This is a genomic window from Anaerosphaera aminiphila DSM 21120, from assembly GCF_900129925.1.
GTDB lineage: Bacteria > Bacillota > Clostridia > Tissierellales > Peptoniphilaceae > Anaerosphaera > Anaerosphaera aminiphila.
In genome coordinates this window covers 267654-283418 of sequence record NZ_FQXI01000001.1, presented here as the reverse complement: position 1 = coordinate 283418, position 15765 = coordinate 267654, and the positions used below count along the sequence as shown (strand labels likewise).

Below are 15765 nucleotides of genomic sequence, written 5' to 3'. Positions count from 1 at the left end.
CATAAGAAATGACTTATTAAATGGACCCTTGAGGGCTTTGGGGAAATTAGTATCCAAAGACGGCTTCTCCCGTAATAGAGATAGAGTGTTGTAGCATTCGAAGAGTGGGTAGTACATAATACTATCAATCAGGGTGGCACCGCAAAATGATTGTTTTGTCCTTGAAAATCTGTAGAGATTTTCGAGGGCTTTTTTAATTTAATTAGTATTACACTTTAGATGCGAGGAGTTTTTAGTTAAAAATAGGAGGCTATATTATGTCAAAAGTACCTTATAAAATTTATTTAACAGAAGATGAAATACCGGAGAATTATTACAATATTAGAGCTGATATGTTAAATAAACCTGACCCTTTATTAAATCCGGCTACAAAACAAGCTATAACAAAAGAAGAATTAGAAGCTGTGTTTTGTTCAGAACTTGTAGATCAAGAGTTAGACAATACTAATAGGTATATTCCAATACCAGAAGAAATAAGAGAAATTTATAAAATGTATAGGCCATCTCCAGTTGTAAGAGCCTATAATTTAGAAAAAAAATTAAATACACCTGCAAAAATTTACTATAAATTTGAAGGTAATAACACCTCAGGAAGCCATAAATTAAATTCTGCAATAGCCCAAATTTACTATGCAAAAAAACAGGGGTTAAAAAAAGTAACAACAGAAACGGGAGCAGGGCAATGGGGGACAGCTCTTGCAATAGCTTGTAGTTTATTTGATATGGACTTAGAAGTTTTTATGGTTAAATCCTCTTATGAGCAAAAACCCTTTAGGAAAAATATTATAAAAGTCTTTGGAGGAGAAGTAATCCCTAGTCCTAGTGATACTACAGAAGTTGGAAGAAAAATTCTTGCAGAAAATCCTAACACCAGTGGTTCTTTAGGGTGTGCAATTTCAGAGGCGGTTGAAGTGGCTTCAATGGATCCAAATTCAAGATATGTCCTAGGATCTGTTTTAAATCAAGTTGTACTTCATCAGTCTATTATCGGATTGGAGTCAAAAATTGCCCTTGAAAAGTATGGAGAATATCCAGATATAGTAATTGGGTGTGCAGGTGGAGGTTCCAACTTGGGTGGCCTTATAGCACCTTTTATATCTGACAATATAAAAGGTACAAGAGATAGTAAGATTATAGCTGTAGAGCCAGCTTCATGTCCATCACTTACGAGGGGAAAATTTGTATATGACTATTGTGATACTGGGAAAATAACACCTCTTGCTAAAATGTATACATTGGGAAGTGGGTTTATTCCTGCGGCAAATCACTCCGGAGGACTTAGATACCATGGGATGAGTCCTATAATTTCTAAACTATATCACGATGGATATATGGACGCTGTGTCTTATGCGCAGTCAAAAGTTTTTGAAGCAGCTATTATGTTTGCAAAAACTGAGACGATTTTACCGGCACCTGAATCAGCTCACGCAATAAGAGCTGCTATAGATGAGGCATTAAAGTGTAAGGAAACGGGAGAAGAAAAAACTATTTTGTTTGGATTGACAGGCACTGGTTATTTTGATATGTTAGCTTATGAATCATACTTAGAGGGTACAATGGAAGATTATATTCCATCAGATGAAGATTTAAAACTAGACTTAGTTGGAGAGCTTTAAAACTTGAAACTAAATATAGTTTAACTTTTTAATTTAGTGGTATCTATAAAGTGATATAAATTTTAAATGGGGGTAGTAATATGACTGAAGAAACTTTATTAGCAAAGAACTACAAAAAATATGAGGGTGAAAATATAGACATATATTTCAACCTAGAAGTATGTGAACATTCAGGAAAATGTGTTAAAGGGGACAATGAAGTTTTTGACACAGAGAGAAAACCATGGATAATGCCTTTGGCAAGTCACACTGAAAGAATTCAAGAAGTAATAAAAACTTGTCCTTCAGGAGCTCTTAAATACAAATTAAAAGACTCTGATGAAATTCTACCTTAAGGAGGTAATGTTAATGAACAGTATTGAATACAAATTTGAAAAGGGAAATGATTTTGAAAGATTTGCAGCTTATGAAAATGGAGTTGAGGCAGGAGAAGTAACATTCACAAGAGCAGGGGATGAAATTTTAATAATTGATCATACTTATGTAGATGAAAACTTTAGAGGCAAAAATATTGCCGTTGATTTGGTTAAACACGTAGTAGATCTTGCAATTGAAGAAAAGAAAAAAATTGTTCCACTATGTCCTTTTGCAAGAAGAGAGTTTAATCAAAAGCCAGAATATCAAGAAATAGAATATAAGGGATAAGTTATTTAAAATATAAGTAATACAAAAAATATCAATGGATTTCCATTGATATTTTTATTTTCATAAAATAAATGTAAAGATTGTACTAAGATTGAGAAAATCATGTATTTTTCCGTCATTTAAGTATATAATATATCTCAGTTAAAAATAGGAAATATTGTATAATAATTTGAAGTTAACAATGAGTAATGATAAAATTATAGTTTAAGTATAGAAAGGATGATTGCATGGGCTTATTTGAAAAAGTCTTTGGATCTTACAGTGATAGAGAAATAAAAAAAATAGAACCTCTAGTGAATAGTGTTGTGAGTCTTGAAGATGAAATTGAAAAGTTAACAGATGAAGAATTAAAATTAAAGACGCCTGAGTTTAAGAATAGATATGAAAATGGTGAGAGCTTAGATGATCTATTACCAGAGGCATTTGCAGTTGTAAGAGAAGCTGCTTGGAGAGTACTTGGAATGAAGCATTTCGAAGTACAAATCATGGGTGGAATAATATTACACCAAGGACGTATAGCAGAGATGAGAACTGGAGAGGGAAAGACTTTAGTTGCAACCTTGCCGGCCTATTTAAATGCACTATCTGGAAAAGGTGTACACATTGTAACTGTCAACGACTATTTAGCTAGTCGTGATATGTTGTGGATGGGAAAAGTATATCAATTTTTAGGATTGACAGTTGGATGTGTTATACATGATATGGAGCCGGCTGATAGAAAAGAAGCTTATAATTTTGACATTACTTATGGTACTAATAACGAATTTGGCTTTGACTATCTGCGAGATAACATGGTTGTATACAAAGAGGAAATGGTTCAAAGAGATTTAAACTATTGTATCGTTGACGAAGTTGACTCTATCTTAATAGACGAGGCTAGAACGCCTCTTATAATCTCAGGACAAGGTGATGAATCTACAGAATTATACGTTAGAGCAAGAGATTTTATAAATAGCTTGAGCTTTAGAATAAAAACTGAAGAAGAATCCAGCTTTGAAAGATTTAACAGAGAATTTGAAGAAGAGACAGTTGATTTTGTAATATCAGAAAAAGATAAAAGTTCTACACTTACAGATAAAGGTATAGAAAAAGCTGAAAAATATTTTGGAATCGACAACTTATCAGACTTAGAAAATATGGAAATCTCTCACCATATTAACCAAGCTTTAAAAGCTAAGGGAAATATGAAGAGGGACATTGACTATGTCGTTGAAGATGGAGAAATTGTAATTGTAGATGAGTTTACAGGTCGTTTAATGTATGGGCGAAGATATTCGGAAGGACTACATCAAGCAATTGAAGCAAAAGAAAACTTATCTGTAAAAGCTGAATCAAAAACACTTGCAACTATAACATTCCAAAATTATTTTAGAATGTATAAAAAACTGGCAGGTATGACAGGAACAGCAATGACAGAAGAAGAGGAATTTAGAGATATTTACCATATTGACGTTGTTGAAATACCTACAAACAAACCTATAATTAGAATAGATAACAATGATTCAATTTATAAAAATGAAGATGCTAAATTTAAAGCAGTAGTAAGAGATATAGAAGAAGCAAATACCAAGGGACAACCGGTTCTAGTAGGTACGATTTCAATTGAAAAATCTGAGGAACTATCAAGGTATTTAAAGCGCGCTGGAATAAAACACAATGTACTAAATGCTAAAAACCATGCTCAAGAATCTGAAATAGTAGCTCAAGCAGGACGTTACGGAGCTGTAACCATTGCCACTAACATGGCAGGACGTGGTACGGATATTGTACTTGGCGGTAATGCAGAGCATATGGCTAAAAAAGAGTTAGTTAAAAAGGGAATAGAACCTGAAGTTTTAGAACAAGTAGATACATTTAATGAAGTTGTAGATGAAGATGTATTAAAGGCACGTAAAGACTATCAAGAATTAGTTGAAAAATTTAAAGTTGAAACTGATAAAGAAGCTGCAGAAGTTATAAATGCAGGAGGACTTCACATAATTGGTACTGAAAGACATGAATCTAGACGTATAGACAACCAATTGAGAGGACGTTCTGGACGTCAAGGAGATCCGGGTTCAACAAGATTTTATATTTCAGGCGATGATGATTTAATTAGACTTTTTGCCGGAGATAGATTTAAAGATACAATGGAAAAAATAGATGCTCCAGAAGATGAACCAATAGAAGCTAAAATTTTAACTAGACTTATAGAGTCAGCACAAAGAAAAGTTGAAGGAAATAACTTTTCGATTCGTAAACATGTACTTCAATATGACGATGTAATGAATAAACAAAGAGAAGTAATCTATGCTGAAAGACGAAGAGTTCTAGAGGGAGAAGATTTAAAAGACTATATTTCTACTATGGTAGAAGACGTAATTGAAAAGAATGTGGACTTTTATAATAAACTTACAGATCATAACGAAAGACACCTTGACCTTGAAGGATTGAGTAATTTTGTAAGAGATGAATTTGGTATAGATAAGGGAAACTTGGAAGAATTTAAAGACCTGTCAGCTGAAGATATAGAAGGCAAGATAAAAGAGTTATCTAAAGAGAAATATAGTGAAAAAGAGTCTGAATTTGGAAGCGATAAGTTCAGAGAAATAGAAAGAGTGGTACTTCTTCAAGTAGTTGATCAAAAATGGATGGACCATATAGATGCAATGGATCAACTTAGAAAGGGTATAGGACTTAGGGCAGTAGGACAGACCGATCCTGTTAGAGCATATGGTCAAGAGGGATTTGACATGTTTGAAGAGATGAATGAAGCTATAAAAGAAGACACAGTAAAGATGTTATACCATGTACTGAATCCTGAAAGAGTTCAAAGAGTTAGAGTTGCAAAAGAAGTAGATACTGTGAATCCAGATACAGGGAAACATAAACCCTATACTAGAAAAGATAAAAAAATTGGAAGAAATGATCCCTGCCCATGTGGTAGCGGTAAAAAATATAAAAACTGTTGCGGAAAAAATCAATAATATTAGAGCTTCCCAAATATAGAAATATTTCTATGTTTGGGAAGTTTTTTTTGTTAAAAAAAGTTATGAAAGGGTATCCTTTATAAAGAAGAACTTATATTTACGTTTGACAAAATTTTATATTACTAGTAAAAAAGTATGTTATATTTTAAATTAAATAAATTTAAAATAGCTTGACATGGGCAAGTTGATACATTACTATATTAGTATAGTATTATATTGGGATTGCACAAATAATATAATACAGTTTAAAAATGTAAGTATGAAAAACGTTTCCCATAAACGTTTATTATAATATGGGGGTGCATAATATGAGTTTTTTTAAAAAGAAAAAGAAGCGATCAACAGAAGAAAAAAAGGACATAAATGCAGAAGTAGTAAAAAGTAATATAACGACTGAAGATGATAAATTTACAGATGAACAGAAAAAATTTTCTAAAGTTGATAAGGAAGAAGTACAAAATTTGAAAAGTGAAAAAGGGGGTAAATCTATGTTGTTTCAAACAAGTAAAGAACATGAAGACCTACGTAAAGAAATCAGAGCATTTGCAGAAACTGAAATTAAACCTATAGCATTTGAATTGGATCAAAATAATGAATTTCCTACAGAGGCAATTAAAAAATTTGGAGAAATGGGATTTATGGGATTGCCTTTTCCGAAAAAATATGGCGGAATGGGAAAAGATATTTTAAGTTATGCTATAGCAGTGGAAGAACTTTCTAGAATTGATGGTGGAACAGGAGTTATACTTTCTGCACACGTATCACTTGGAAGTTGGCCAATATTTGCATATGGTACAGAAGAACAAAAACAAAAATATTTAATACCATTAGCTAATGGATCTAAAATTGGAGCTTTTGGACTAACAGAAGAAAATGCAGGAAGTGACGCTGGTGAAACAGAGACAACTGCAGAATTAGATGGGGATTATTATATATTAAATGGTACAAAAATATTTATCACAAATGCAATTGTAGCTGATACTTATGTAGTATTTGCTGTAACTACTCCAGGAATTGGAACTAAGGGCATAAGTGCTTTTATAGTTGAAAAAGGATGGGAAGGATTTACTTTTGGAGACCATTACGATAAATTGGGAATTCGTTCTTCTTCAACAGCAGAATTAAATTTTAACAATGTAAAAGTTCCTAAGGAAAACTTATTGGGAAAAGAAGGTCAAGGATTTAGAATTGCAATGGCAACTCTTGATGGTGGACGTATTGGTATAGCAGCTCAAGCACTAGGTATTGCTCAAGGTGCTTATGAAAATGCAGTACAGTACTCTAAAGAGAGAGTTCAATTTGGAAAACCGGTTGGATTTAACCAAGCAATTTCTTTTAAAATATCAGATATGCTTACAAAGTTGACAACAGCTAGATTTTTAGTTTATTCAGCTGCAGAACTTAAAGAAAATGATAAACCATACGGAATGGAAGCAGCAATGGCTAAGCAATATGCTTCAGACATAGCACTTGAAGTTGTAAATGATGCACTTCAAATATACGGTGGTTCAGGATATATCAAGGGAATAGAAGTAGAACGTGCTTATCGTGACGCTAAAATAACTACAATATATGAAGGAACTAACGAAATTCAAAGAGTTGTAATTGCATCACATATTTTAGGAAGACAACCTAAGGAAAAATCTGTTTTATCTGTTAAAAAAGGTGGACCAATTACAGGCGAGAGAAAGAGATTAATTTTTAAAGATGGAACAGCTAAAGAAAAAGTAAAAGCGTTAGTTGATGCTTTAAAACAAGATGGATATGACTTTACAGTTGGTATTGATATTAATACACCAATCGTAGATTCTGAACGTGTTGTAAGTGCAGGTAAGGGAATTGGTCCTAAGGAAAACATGAAGTTAATTGAAGAACTAGCTAAACAAGCAGGGGCTTCAGTAGGTGCATCAAGACCAGTTGCAGAAACTCTAAAATATGTTCCACTAACTAGATACGTTGGAATGTCCGGTCAAAAGTTTAGGGGTAACCTATATATAGCTTGTGGTATTTCAGGAGCAACTCAGCACTTAAAGGGAATAAAAGATGCTGCTACAATAGTGGCAATTAATATAAATGGAAATGCACCTATATTTAAAAATTGTGACTATGGTATAGTTGGAGATTTAAAAGAAATTTTGCCACTACTAATAGAAGCTTTAAATACTGGTGAAGAAAAGAAACCAGCACCTCCAATGAAGAAGATGAAGAGATCTAAACCTAAGAAATTAGCTCCAAACTATAAAGTATACACATGTATTGGATGTGGATACGAATATGATCCTAATGTTGGAGATCCAGATGGTGAAGTTGATCCAGGTACTATGTTTGAAAAGATACCTGATGATTGGATTTGTCCAGACTGCGGTGAGGAAAAAGACAAATTTATTGAAGTTGAGTTTCCTGAAGGAAGACGCTAATTTAAGGGGGAAAATTGTATGCTAAATAATATTAGAAAAGTAACTGACGATTTATATTTTGTCGGAGCTAATGACCATAGATTGGCATTATTTGAAAATATCCATCCAATACCACAAGGAGTTTCTTATAACTCATACTTGATGATGGATGAAAAAACAGCTCTTTTTGACACAGTTGACTGGTCAGTAACAAGAAATTTACTTGAAAACATTAGAGAAGTACTTGATGGCAGGGATCTTGACTATTTAATTATAAATCATATGGAGCCGGATCACTGTGGAGCAATTGAAGAAATTTTAATAAGATATCCAAAATGTATAGTAGTTGCTACAGAAAAAGCATTTGACTATATGAGACAACTTAGATATAGATCAATAGATGATCATGAGTTAATGATAGTTAAAGAAGGAGACAGTCTTTCACTTGGAAAGCACAACATTGCATTTGTTGAAGCTCCTATGGTTCACTGGCCAGAGACAATGGTTTCCTTTGATACAACTGACGGAATACTATTCTCAGCCGATGCCTTTGGAAGTTTTATAGCACTTGATGGAGTACTATTTGCAGATGAAGTAGACTTTGACAGAGACTGGATAGATGAAGCAAGAAGATACTATACAAATATCGTTGGGAAATATGGACCATTTGTACAATCAGTTTTGAAGAAAGCTGCTACACTTCCAATTAAAATGATATGTCCACTTCACGGACCTATTTGGAGAGAAAACTTAGGTTATATACTTGATAAATATGACAAGTGGAGCAAATATGAGCCAGAGACAAAGGGAGTTTTAATTCCTTACGCTTCAATGTATGGAAATACAGAACAAGTTGCTCAAGTAATAGCTTCAAAACTATATGATGCTGGTATAAAAGACGTTGTACTATATGACGTTTCAAGTACAGATACATCTTATTTAATAGCTGAAACATTTAGATTAAGTAATATAATCTTATGCTCTGTAACTTATAACTTAAATATATATCCAAAAATGGAGTACTATTTAAGAGAAATGAAGTTGTTAAATCTTCAAAATAGAACATTTGCCATTGTAGAAAATGGATCATGGGCACCTAGATCTGGAGACTTAATGGAAAAATTCTTAGATGAAGAAATGCGTATGATGGACGTATTAAATGAGAGAGTAACATTGAACTCTGCACTTTCAGAAGGGAACTTAACAGATATCGACTCTCTTGTTGAAGCTGTAGTAGATTCAATTAATAATGATTAATTAAAAATAAATATAAAAATAACTGCTCTTTTAAGAGCAGTTATTTATTTTACTAGTATATTAGGAGCAGAGTAGTAGTTTCCCTGACCTCCTACTGTGGAATTTTTACCTATTCTAGTATATGGTGCAATAAATTTTTCGTTGTATATATACATCCCGATTACTGCATTAAAGTTATTAACCTCTAATTTCCCATTTTCATTAAACTCAATAAAACTCAGTGGTTCAACTTCAAGAAATTCTTGGTAAATATAATTTAAATCAATAGAAGTATTTATTTTTTCCTTCCATTCTTCAGAAGAATAATCTTTTCCAGCATAAACGCCACTACTTGCATAGTCATCGGCAGGTTTTAAAATATACTTATCTTTATTTTCCATTAAAATTCTAATGTCGTCTTCATCTTTTAAAAGACAAGTTTCAGGAAAGTGTCTTTCTATAAAATCATTTTCTTCATCAGATAAAATGCCCTTAGTAATTTCGTGAGATAATATAGTGAATATAATTTTACTGTGCATTATTTGAGACCTAAAAGATCCCAACATCATAAAGGCATTGTCATAGTAAGCTTCAATAAACTCAGGTAGCTCATTATAGTGTTTCATAAATTCTTTTGTGACCATACGTCTATATACTAAATCTATTTCATAATCATCGCATTTTAACTTGCCATCAGTATATGTCAACTTTCTGACGTCACAAATTTCACAGTTAAAGCCCAGTTTATTATAGTATCTTTTAAATTCATCAAATTCACTGGATATTCCAATATCTAAAAAGTCAACAATTGCAACATTAGGCTTTTTACTATATATATTTTCATATATTTTAGTAGACTCTGTTACCCATGGTGTAAAGAGCTCTATATTTTCCAATTCATAGTCTTTTTTAAAACTTTTAAAAGCCTCAGTCTGCATTAATAGACTTCCAATAATATTATCTTCATTCATTCCTGAGGTTCCATCAGTATTAAATTCGCAGAATTTAAATTTATCCGCTCCTGCATATAACATGTCATATCGAGCCATTGGAGCAGGAATAGTATAACCCGGATCGTGAATAATTAAGTTCTCTAAGTCTTTTGAAAAGTTAAATAGTTTTCTGTATTGGCTATTAGTTAAATATTCACTTGTAATTTTATTGGTAATACTTACGAGAACCTTTGTCATTTTGTTAAAATTTTCTTTTTCTCTTTCAGAATAAAAAAATCCTTGATATAGAGCGGGGACAGGTTCGCCTTTGTATATTGCATTAGATTTTGCAATGTTGTCCTGATATTTTAAATAGTCTTTAAAATATAACTCCTCATCTTTCTTTACAAGATTAATATATTTTTCTACATATTCATTATTGTACATCTGGCACCTCTATTTTATTTTCTAAAACTGCTTTGTTAAGTCCATATTTTTTATAGGAGTTTTCAAATATATCTCTAGGTCTTTGTCTGTTATTAGATAATTCTATTATAGGATCTAAATACTTAACCTCATCGGGAGCCAAACCCTTTGTTGCAAGGTTTAAAATAAATTCTTCCAAGTCATAGATTTTTTCACCAAGATATTCTCCGTTTAGTCCCAACTGCTGTGTTGAGTTTTTTGCATCAATAACATCTTTATAAGAGGCATCTTTAAATTTTTCATATAAAATATTTAAATTATCTTCACTGTAAAAAAGAGCCTTTATAAGTGCTACAACAGAAAAGTTTAAAGGATATTTTAAACCATCCATCATTCTAAATTCTAAATATTTTTTTAATCTAATATCTGGAAAAACAATACTCATAGCGTGAAAAATATCATCATCGGAATCAGTATCAGGATTAAATAGATCTTTAAAAAGTGTATCTCCAGTGCTAACTATTTCTCCGTCCTTTTCCATAAAAATAGGAGGAGAATTTAAAATAAATTCAGCATATTTTTCATAGGACAAGTCTTTGTCAAAGGCAATAGGTAGTACACCTGAGCGATCAGAATCAGTATTTTCCCATATTTTTTGCCTTAAATTATTGCTATCATAGGGTTTTGATTCAAAAATAAAACTATTGTCAAACATAGTATATAAAACAGGTGAAAGCGCACTTCCTAAAAAATATTTCTTTTTAAAATCATCTTCATTGTAAAAATCAATTGCAACTTGAACTGATGCAGTTCCCTTCATCATGTTGTGGGCCATAGTACCCTTGTTTTTAAAGTAATTAAACATATGAGAGTAGCGTTCCTTAGGAAGTATTTTAATCTCATCAATAGTAGTCTTAGGATGGTATCCTAAAGAAATTAAAACTTGATTTTTTTTAGCTAAGATAGGTTCTACTATTCTAATGAAATCTTCATAGCTATTTACAAGGTCAACTATATTTTTTTTAGATTTAATACTTAGCTCAAATTGAGATCCAGGTTCAGTGGATACAGTCCAATCATCTTTTTCAAAGCCTAATACATACTCTCCATCAAAAAAAGGTTTTGCATTAAGGTTTTTAGAGAGCTCTGCAAGAGTTTCACCGACACCATTTTCTCCATAGTAAGAAGCCGTTTTTAAAGTATCTTTATCTATTATAAAGTTTTCAAATTCCGCTCCAACAGTAAAATCATCTTTTTTCTTTTCGCCCGATTTTATATAATTAACGATCCTATCAATCTGTTTGTTATATTTCATATTTCCTCCATTAATTAAAGTATTTAAATACTATTAATTCTTATTTACCCAATAATGTACTTAAATATTCTAAAGTAATTTAAAAGAAAGTTAAAAATGGTATTGACAAATTTTTAATAAATGATATTATATCAATAAGTTATATAATTTATGAAGTGGGAAGTAGTATTTTTGAAGTTTTACAGAAAATTTGGTGTAGATGAGAGCCGAAGAATGGATTTAATATGAAATAGGACCATGGAGATTTTAGAGTGAAATAATTTAGCTCTTTACGGATAATCGCGTTAAAGATTTTGAGTGGATGTCTTTATGGCATCAACAAGAGTGGTACCACGGATAAATCGTCTCTTTTTGTAAATCAAAAAGAGATTTTTTTATACTCATAATTAGTAACTTAAATAATATTTTTACTAAAAAATTCTACGAAAAAATAACACTATTTAAATAGTGTTATTTTTTCGTAGAATTTTAAATCATTAAATTTGCAATTATAAATATAATTTTTGAAACAAAGTCAAATAATATAAATGGAATTAAATACCATGCAACAAAGTTGACTTTACTCTTATCTTTAAGTTGTCCCCAATATTGTCCTATTGAAATTAAAGTTGCAAATATAAATAGTAGTATAGTTGCAAGTGGTAGGGCCATTAGAGAACTAAGTAAACTAAATGAAAACAAACCATCCCATGGAGAGAATACAAATGCAATAAACAAGAATGCTTCACATACCATCCAATTGACAAGGGAGTAGTTGACAACTTCTTCATCACTGGTTTCAATCCAATCTTTTTCAGTGGCTATATTTAGTGAAAAATAAAATTTAAAAATCTCAAATAAATTTTTAAGTATTATTAAAACAAATAAACTTATGGAAATTCTTCTCATACTAATAATTATAGGTAGGGAAGAGAGAAGTATACATATCAGTAGCATTACTCTAGTATAATCTGCTCTATAGGAAGAAAATTTTTCCAATATTTCAATATTTTTTTTATTTATAAATTCTTCTAAATTTAATAAGTGCTTTTTAAAAGTAGTGCTAAAATTTTTTGTGGTTTTAACTTCACCAATATTAGAATTTAATTTATCTTCTTTTGAGTTAGGATTATCTAGTGTATTTTTTTCACTTTTTTCTTCATTTTTTACTTTTTTTTTCTGTTGTGATGCTTTTTTTGTTATTTTAGAAAAAAAATTATCCTTGTCTTCTTTAACGGAATCTGAATCTTCAACTTTATTTTTCTTAAGTTCTTCATTAACTTGTTCAGTAAAACTTTTATAGCTGACAGGTTGTTCTTTTTTACTTTCATCTGAACTTTTATCTTTTAAGTCTGAGCTTTTTTTAGAATCTTCTTTTTCACTTTCTAAAAGAGCTTTTTCTATAGCAACCTTAGGTATGCCTAAAGTGTTTTCCATAGAAGTTGTATATTCAGTTGAAGAAGATATTTCAATGTCCTCTTCCTTAGTTAAAGGTTTTTTTTCATTTGTAGAGGAAAAAATTGAAAATTCATCATCATCTTCATTTATAAAATCTTTCCAAACTTCTTTTAAGTTTCTTTTTTTCTTTGGAACAGATTTTTCCTCTATTGAGTCAACTACAGTGTCAGGAGCAATGTCAGTTTTTTCATTTGACTCTTTACTTAATACTTCTGCTTTTTGGGCAGTTTTTTCAGACGGTTTAACAATCTTAGGATTTTTAGAACTGTTTTTTTCAGGGCCATATGTGTCATTTGAAATTGATTTATTTTCATAATCGGAAATATTTTGAGAGATTTTTTCGTCAACTGCTTTTATAATATTTTTAATATCGTCAGTTGTATCTATTCCATCAAGATTTGTAATAGGTTTAAAGACTTTAGTGGAGTCATTTAAATTTACTTGTTTTTCTTCTTTTTTATTGCTTTCATCGACAATTGAAACTTTAACATTTTTTAAATTTTTGCCACAGACCGGGCAATAGTTGTCATTTGGAGAAACTTTACTTCCACAATTTGAACAAAACAATAAGCTCACCTTCTTTTATGTTAGTTTAATTAATTATAGCATAAAAAAAACAGATACTCTATTTTAAATAATAAAAAAAGGAAGCATTTGCTTCCTTTTTAAATCAGTTAAATTATTTTGCTGCTTCTTCTTCAGCTGGAGCTTCTTCGTTAGCTGGAGTTTCTTCAGTAGCTGCTTCTTCTTCAGTAGCTGCTTCTTCTTCAGCTGGTTCTTCTGTAGTAGTATTGTTTGCTGCTGGTTCTTCAACTGTGTTATTAGCTGGAGCGTTGTTTGCTGGAGCTTCTTCTTTTCCACCACAAGCAACTAAACCTAACATCATAACACCAACAGTAGCAACACTAAGAATTTTTTTAATTTTCATTTTAATAATACCTCCTAAGTAATAAATGATTATCTATATAATACCTGCAATCTGTGAAATTTAAGTGTATAGAATGTAAAAAGTAATGGAATTATAAAATATTTTTAAATAAGAACATAAAGAATTAAGTTTAAAATCATGTTATAATTACTTGGGGAGTGAATTTAATGTATCAGGCACTGTATAGAAAATACCGTTCAAAGACATTTGGAGAGCTTTTAGGACAAGATAGTATAGTTATGGCTTTGAAAAATCAAATTAAAAATGAAGAGTTGTCCCATGCGTATTTATTTTCAGGAACTAGGGGAACAGGAAAGACTTCTGCTGCAAAAATATTTGCAAGAGCAGTAAACTGTTTAAATCCAAAAGATGGAGAACCTTGTAATGAATGTGAAAGCTGCAGGGCAATTTTAGAAGATAGAGTTATGGATGTAGTTGAAATGGATGCAGCTTCAAATAATGGAGTAGATGACATTAGGGAATTAAAAGAAAAAGTTATATACCCACCTTCTACATCTAAGTACAAAGTCTATATAATAGATGAGGTTCATATGCTTTCAAAGGGAGCTTTTAATGCGCTTTTGAAAATATTGGAAGAGCCTCCAAAACACTTAATATTTATTTTAGCAACAACTGAACCTGAAAAAATACCTCAAACAATATTGTCTAGAACACAAAGATTTAATTTTAAGAGAATCGGTACAAATACCATAATAGAAAATTTAAAGAGAATTACTGAACTTGAAAATAAATCATGTGATGATGAAGTATATGCTCTAATTGCAAATAACTCCGATGGGGCAATGAGAGATGCACTTTCACTCTTAGATCAGTGCCTGTCTTTTACAGATGAGCATATTAGCTATGAATTGGCTATAGAGATACTGGGAGTAACTAATGACGATATAATATTTGAGTTAATTGATGCACTTATAGAATCTGATATTGACAGAGCACTTTTGTCTTTGGATAATATTTACATGGCGGGAAAAGATATTACTATATTAATATCTGATTTAATAATGTATTTTAGAAATTTAATGGTAGTTAAAACAGTTAAAAATCCAAAAGAATTATTTTATACTACAAAATTAGATGAATATATAAGGCTTGCTAAAAAAATTAGTATTGATAAAATAATAGAAATACTTAAAATATTAAGTGAGACATTAAATAATGTTAAGTATGTTCAAGATAAGAGAACTATTTTTGAAATGAGTATTATAAGAATAAATAGTCTTGAAAATGAAAGTAGTTTAGCTGCAAGAGTTGAATTACTAGAAGAAAAGTTAAAAAATCTACAAAGTTCAGGAAAAAGTTTTGAAAACACAGATATTTCTGAAGAAAGAATACAATCGCATAGTAGTGTAGAACGCACTTTACAAAAGTTAGATGAGGAAGTAGAGATTTCTACAATAAAAACACAGACTCAACAATCTAAAAGTATTTCAAAGGAAATTAATTCCGAAAATCTTAATTTAAAAACAGATGTTAAGTCAGGTGAAACTAAAACTACTACAGTTAGCAAAATCACTTTAGATATTATTTTAGAGAATTGGAATAAAATTTTAAATGAAATAAAACAACAGAGAAGAGTAAATGTGGCAGTTCTTCTGGGAATGGCAAAAATTGCAGATTTTAAAGACAATACACTGTTTATAGAATATGATGAGAAAAACTTTTTTAACTACAAGGCTATTTCTAATGAGGACAATATAAAATTTTTAACGGAATTTTTGAGTAAGTTCTTTAGTGAGAGTATAGAAGTAAAGTTTGTACTGTCAAATTTAAAGGACAAGGGAAGTGTGATTGAAAAAGTAGAAGATGTATTTGGTAAAGAAAATATACAAAAAATATAGGAGGAC

At 30.9% G+C, this 15765-nt stretch carries 11 protein-coding genes and 2 other annotated features (1 of these 13 cut by a window edge); of the genes, 7 read left to right on the top strand and 4 right to left on the bottom strand.

The annotated features are described in order from the left end of the window. Positions 1-166, top strand: a binding site (T-box leader); it begins 67 nt to the left of the window's first position. Positions 167-257: 91 nt separating this feature from the next. The 6 genes from BUB47_RS01460 (at position 258) to BUB47_RS01435 (ending at position 8883) form a co-directional block, all read left to right on the top strand. After that, positions 258-1616, top strand: coding sequence for a TrpB-like pyridoxal phosphate-dependent enzyme (locus BUB47_RS01460; RefSeq protein WP_073183067.1), 1359 nt, complete (start codon positions 258-260; stop codon positions 1614-1616). An 80-nt stretch (positions 1617-1696) separates the two neighbouring features. After that, positions 1697-1951 carry a (4Fe-4S)-binding protein gene (locus BUB47_RS01455; RefSeq protein ID WP_073183065.1) on the top strand — a complete coding sequence of 85 codons (255 nt, stop codon included), beginning with the start codon at positions 1697-1699 and terminating at the stop codon, positions 1949-1951. Further along, on the top strand, positions 1935-2261 hold the full coding sequence (locus BUB47_RS01450) for a GNAT family N-acetyltransferase (protein ID WP_407639554.1): 327 nt from the start codon (positions 1935-1937) through the stop codon (positions 2259-2261). Before BUB47_RS01455 ends, BUB47_RS01450 begins: the two co-directional genes overlap by 17 nt. 227 nt (positions 2262-2488) lie before the next feature. Continuing rightward, on the top strand, positions 2489-5227 hold the full coding sequence (gene secA, locus BUB47_RS01445; RefSeq protein WP_073183061.1) for a preprotein translocase subunit SecA: 2739 nt from the start codon (positions 2489-2491) through the stop codon (positions 5225-5227). Positions 5228-5718: 491 nt separating this feature from the next. Then, positions 5719-7647 carry an acyl-CoA dehydrogenase family protein gene (locus tag BUB47_RS10180; protein ID WP_073183397.1) on the top strand — a complete coding sequence of 643 codons (1929 nt, stop codon included), beginning with the start codon at positions 5719-5721 and terminating at the stop codon, positions 7645-7647. Between the two features lie 18 nt (positions 7648-7665). Beyond that, positions 7666-8883: an FprA family A-type flavoprotein gene (locus BUB47_RS01435; RefSeq protein WP_073183059.1), complete on the top strand. Its 1218-nt coding sequence runs from the start codon at positions 7666-7668 to the stop codon at positions 8881-8883. 44 nt (positions 8884-8927) lie between these two features. On the opposite strand, the gene BUB47_RS01430 is transcribed toward BUB47_RS01435, so the two are convergent. From BUB47_RS01430 to BUB47_RS01415, 4 genes are all read right to left on the bottom strand, one after another. After that, positions 8928-10241, bottom strand: a complete 1314-nt coding sequence (locus BUB47_RS01430) for a glutathionylspermidine synthase (RefSeq protein WP_073183057.1) — start codon at positions 10239-10241, stop codon at positions 8928-8930. Further along, complete coding sequence (locus BUB47_RS01425) at positions 10231-11535, bottom strand: glutamate--cysteine ligase (RefSeq protein WP_073183055.1); 1305 nt, start codon at positions 11533-11535, stop codon at positions 10231-10233. Before BUB47_RS01425 ends, BUB47_RS01430 begins: the two co-directional genes overlap by 11 nt. Before the next feature lie 141 nt (positions 11536-11676). Further along, positions 11677-11887 (top strand) — a binding site (T-box leader). Between the two features lie 116 nt (positions 11888-12003). Continuing rightward, positions 12004-13539, bottom strand: coding sequence for a zinc ribbon domain-containing protein (locus tag BUB47_RS01420; RefSeq protein WP_159430527.1), 1536 nt, complete (start codon positions 13537-13539; stop codon positions 12004-12006). Between the two features lie 112 nt (positions 13540-13651). Further along, positions 13652-13900 carry a hypothetical protein gene (locus tag BUB47_RS01415; RefSeq protein ID WP_200779451.1) on the bottom strand — a complete coding sequence of 83 codons (249 nt, stop codon included), beginning with the start codon at positions 13898-13900 and terminating at the stop codon, positions 13652-13654. A gap of 167 nt (positions 13901-14067) precedes the next feature. Here BUB47_RS01415 and dnaX point away from each other — a divergent pair, with 167 nt between their 5' ends. Beyond that, positions 14068-15759, top strand: coding sequence for a DNA polymerase III subunit gamma/tau (dnaX, locus tag BUB47_RS01410; RefSeq protein ID WP_073183052.1), 1692 nt, complete (start codon positions 14068-14070; stop codon positions 15757-15759). The last annotated feature ends 6 nt before the right edge of the window (positions 15760-15765 follow it).

Excerpts from the sequence above, each read along its gene's own strand:
- BUB47_RS01460 (WP_073183067.1), top strand. The coding sequence starts at position 258 with ATGTCAAAAGTACCTTATAAAATTTATTTAACAGAAGATGAAATACCG.
- BUB47_RS01455 (WP_073183065.1), top strand. The coding sequence starts at position 1,697 with ATGACTGAAGAAACTTTATTAGCAAAGAACTACAAAAAATATGAGGGT.
- BUB47_RS01450 (WP_407639554.1), top strand. The coding sequence starts at position 1,935 with ATGAAATTCTACCTTAAGGAGGTAATGTTAATGAACAGTATTGAATAC.
- secA (WP_073183061.1), top strand. The coding sequence starts at position 2,489 with ATGGGCTTATTTGAAAAAGTCTTTGGATCTTACAGTGATAGAGAAATA.
- BUB47_RS10180 (WP_073183397.1), top strand. The coding sequence starts at position 5,719 with ATGTTGTTTCAAACAAGTAAAGAACATGAAGACCTACGTAAAGAAATC.
- BUB47_RS01435 (WP_073183059.1), top strand. The coding sequence starts at position 7,666 with ATGCTAAATAATATTAGAAAAGTAACTGACGATTTATATTTTGTCGGA.
- BUB47_RS01430 (WP_073183057.1), bottom strand. The coding sequence starts at position 10,241 with ATGTACAATAATGAATATGTAGAAAAATATATTAATCTTGTAAAGAAA.
- BUB47_RS01425 (WP_073183055.1), bottom strand. The coding sequence starts at position 11,535 with ATGAAATATAACAAACAGATTGATAGGATCGTTAATTATATAAAATCG.
- BUB47_RS01415 (WP_200779451.1), bottom strand. The coding sequence starts at position 13,900 with ATGAAAATTAAAAAAATTCTTAGTGTTGCTACTGTTGGTGTTATGATG.
- dnaX (WP_073183052.1), top strand. The coding sequence starts at position 14,068 with ATGTATCAGGCACTGTATAGAAAATACCGTTCAAAGACATTTGGAGAG.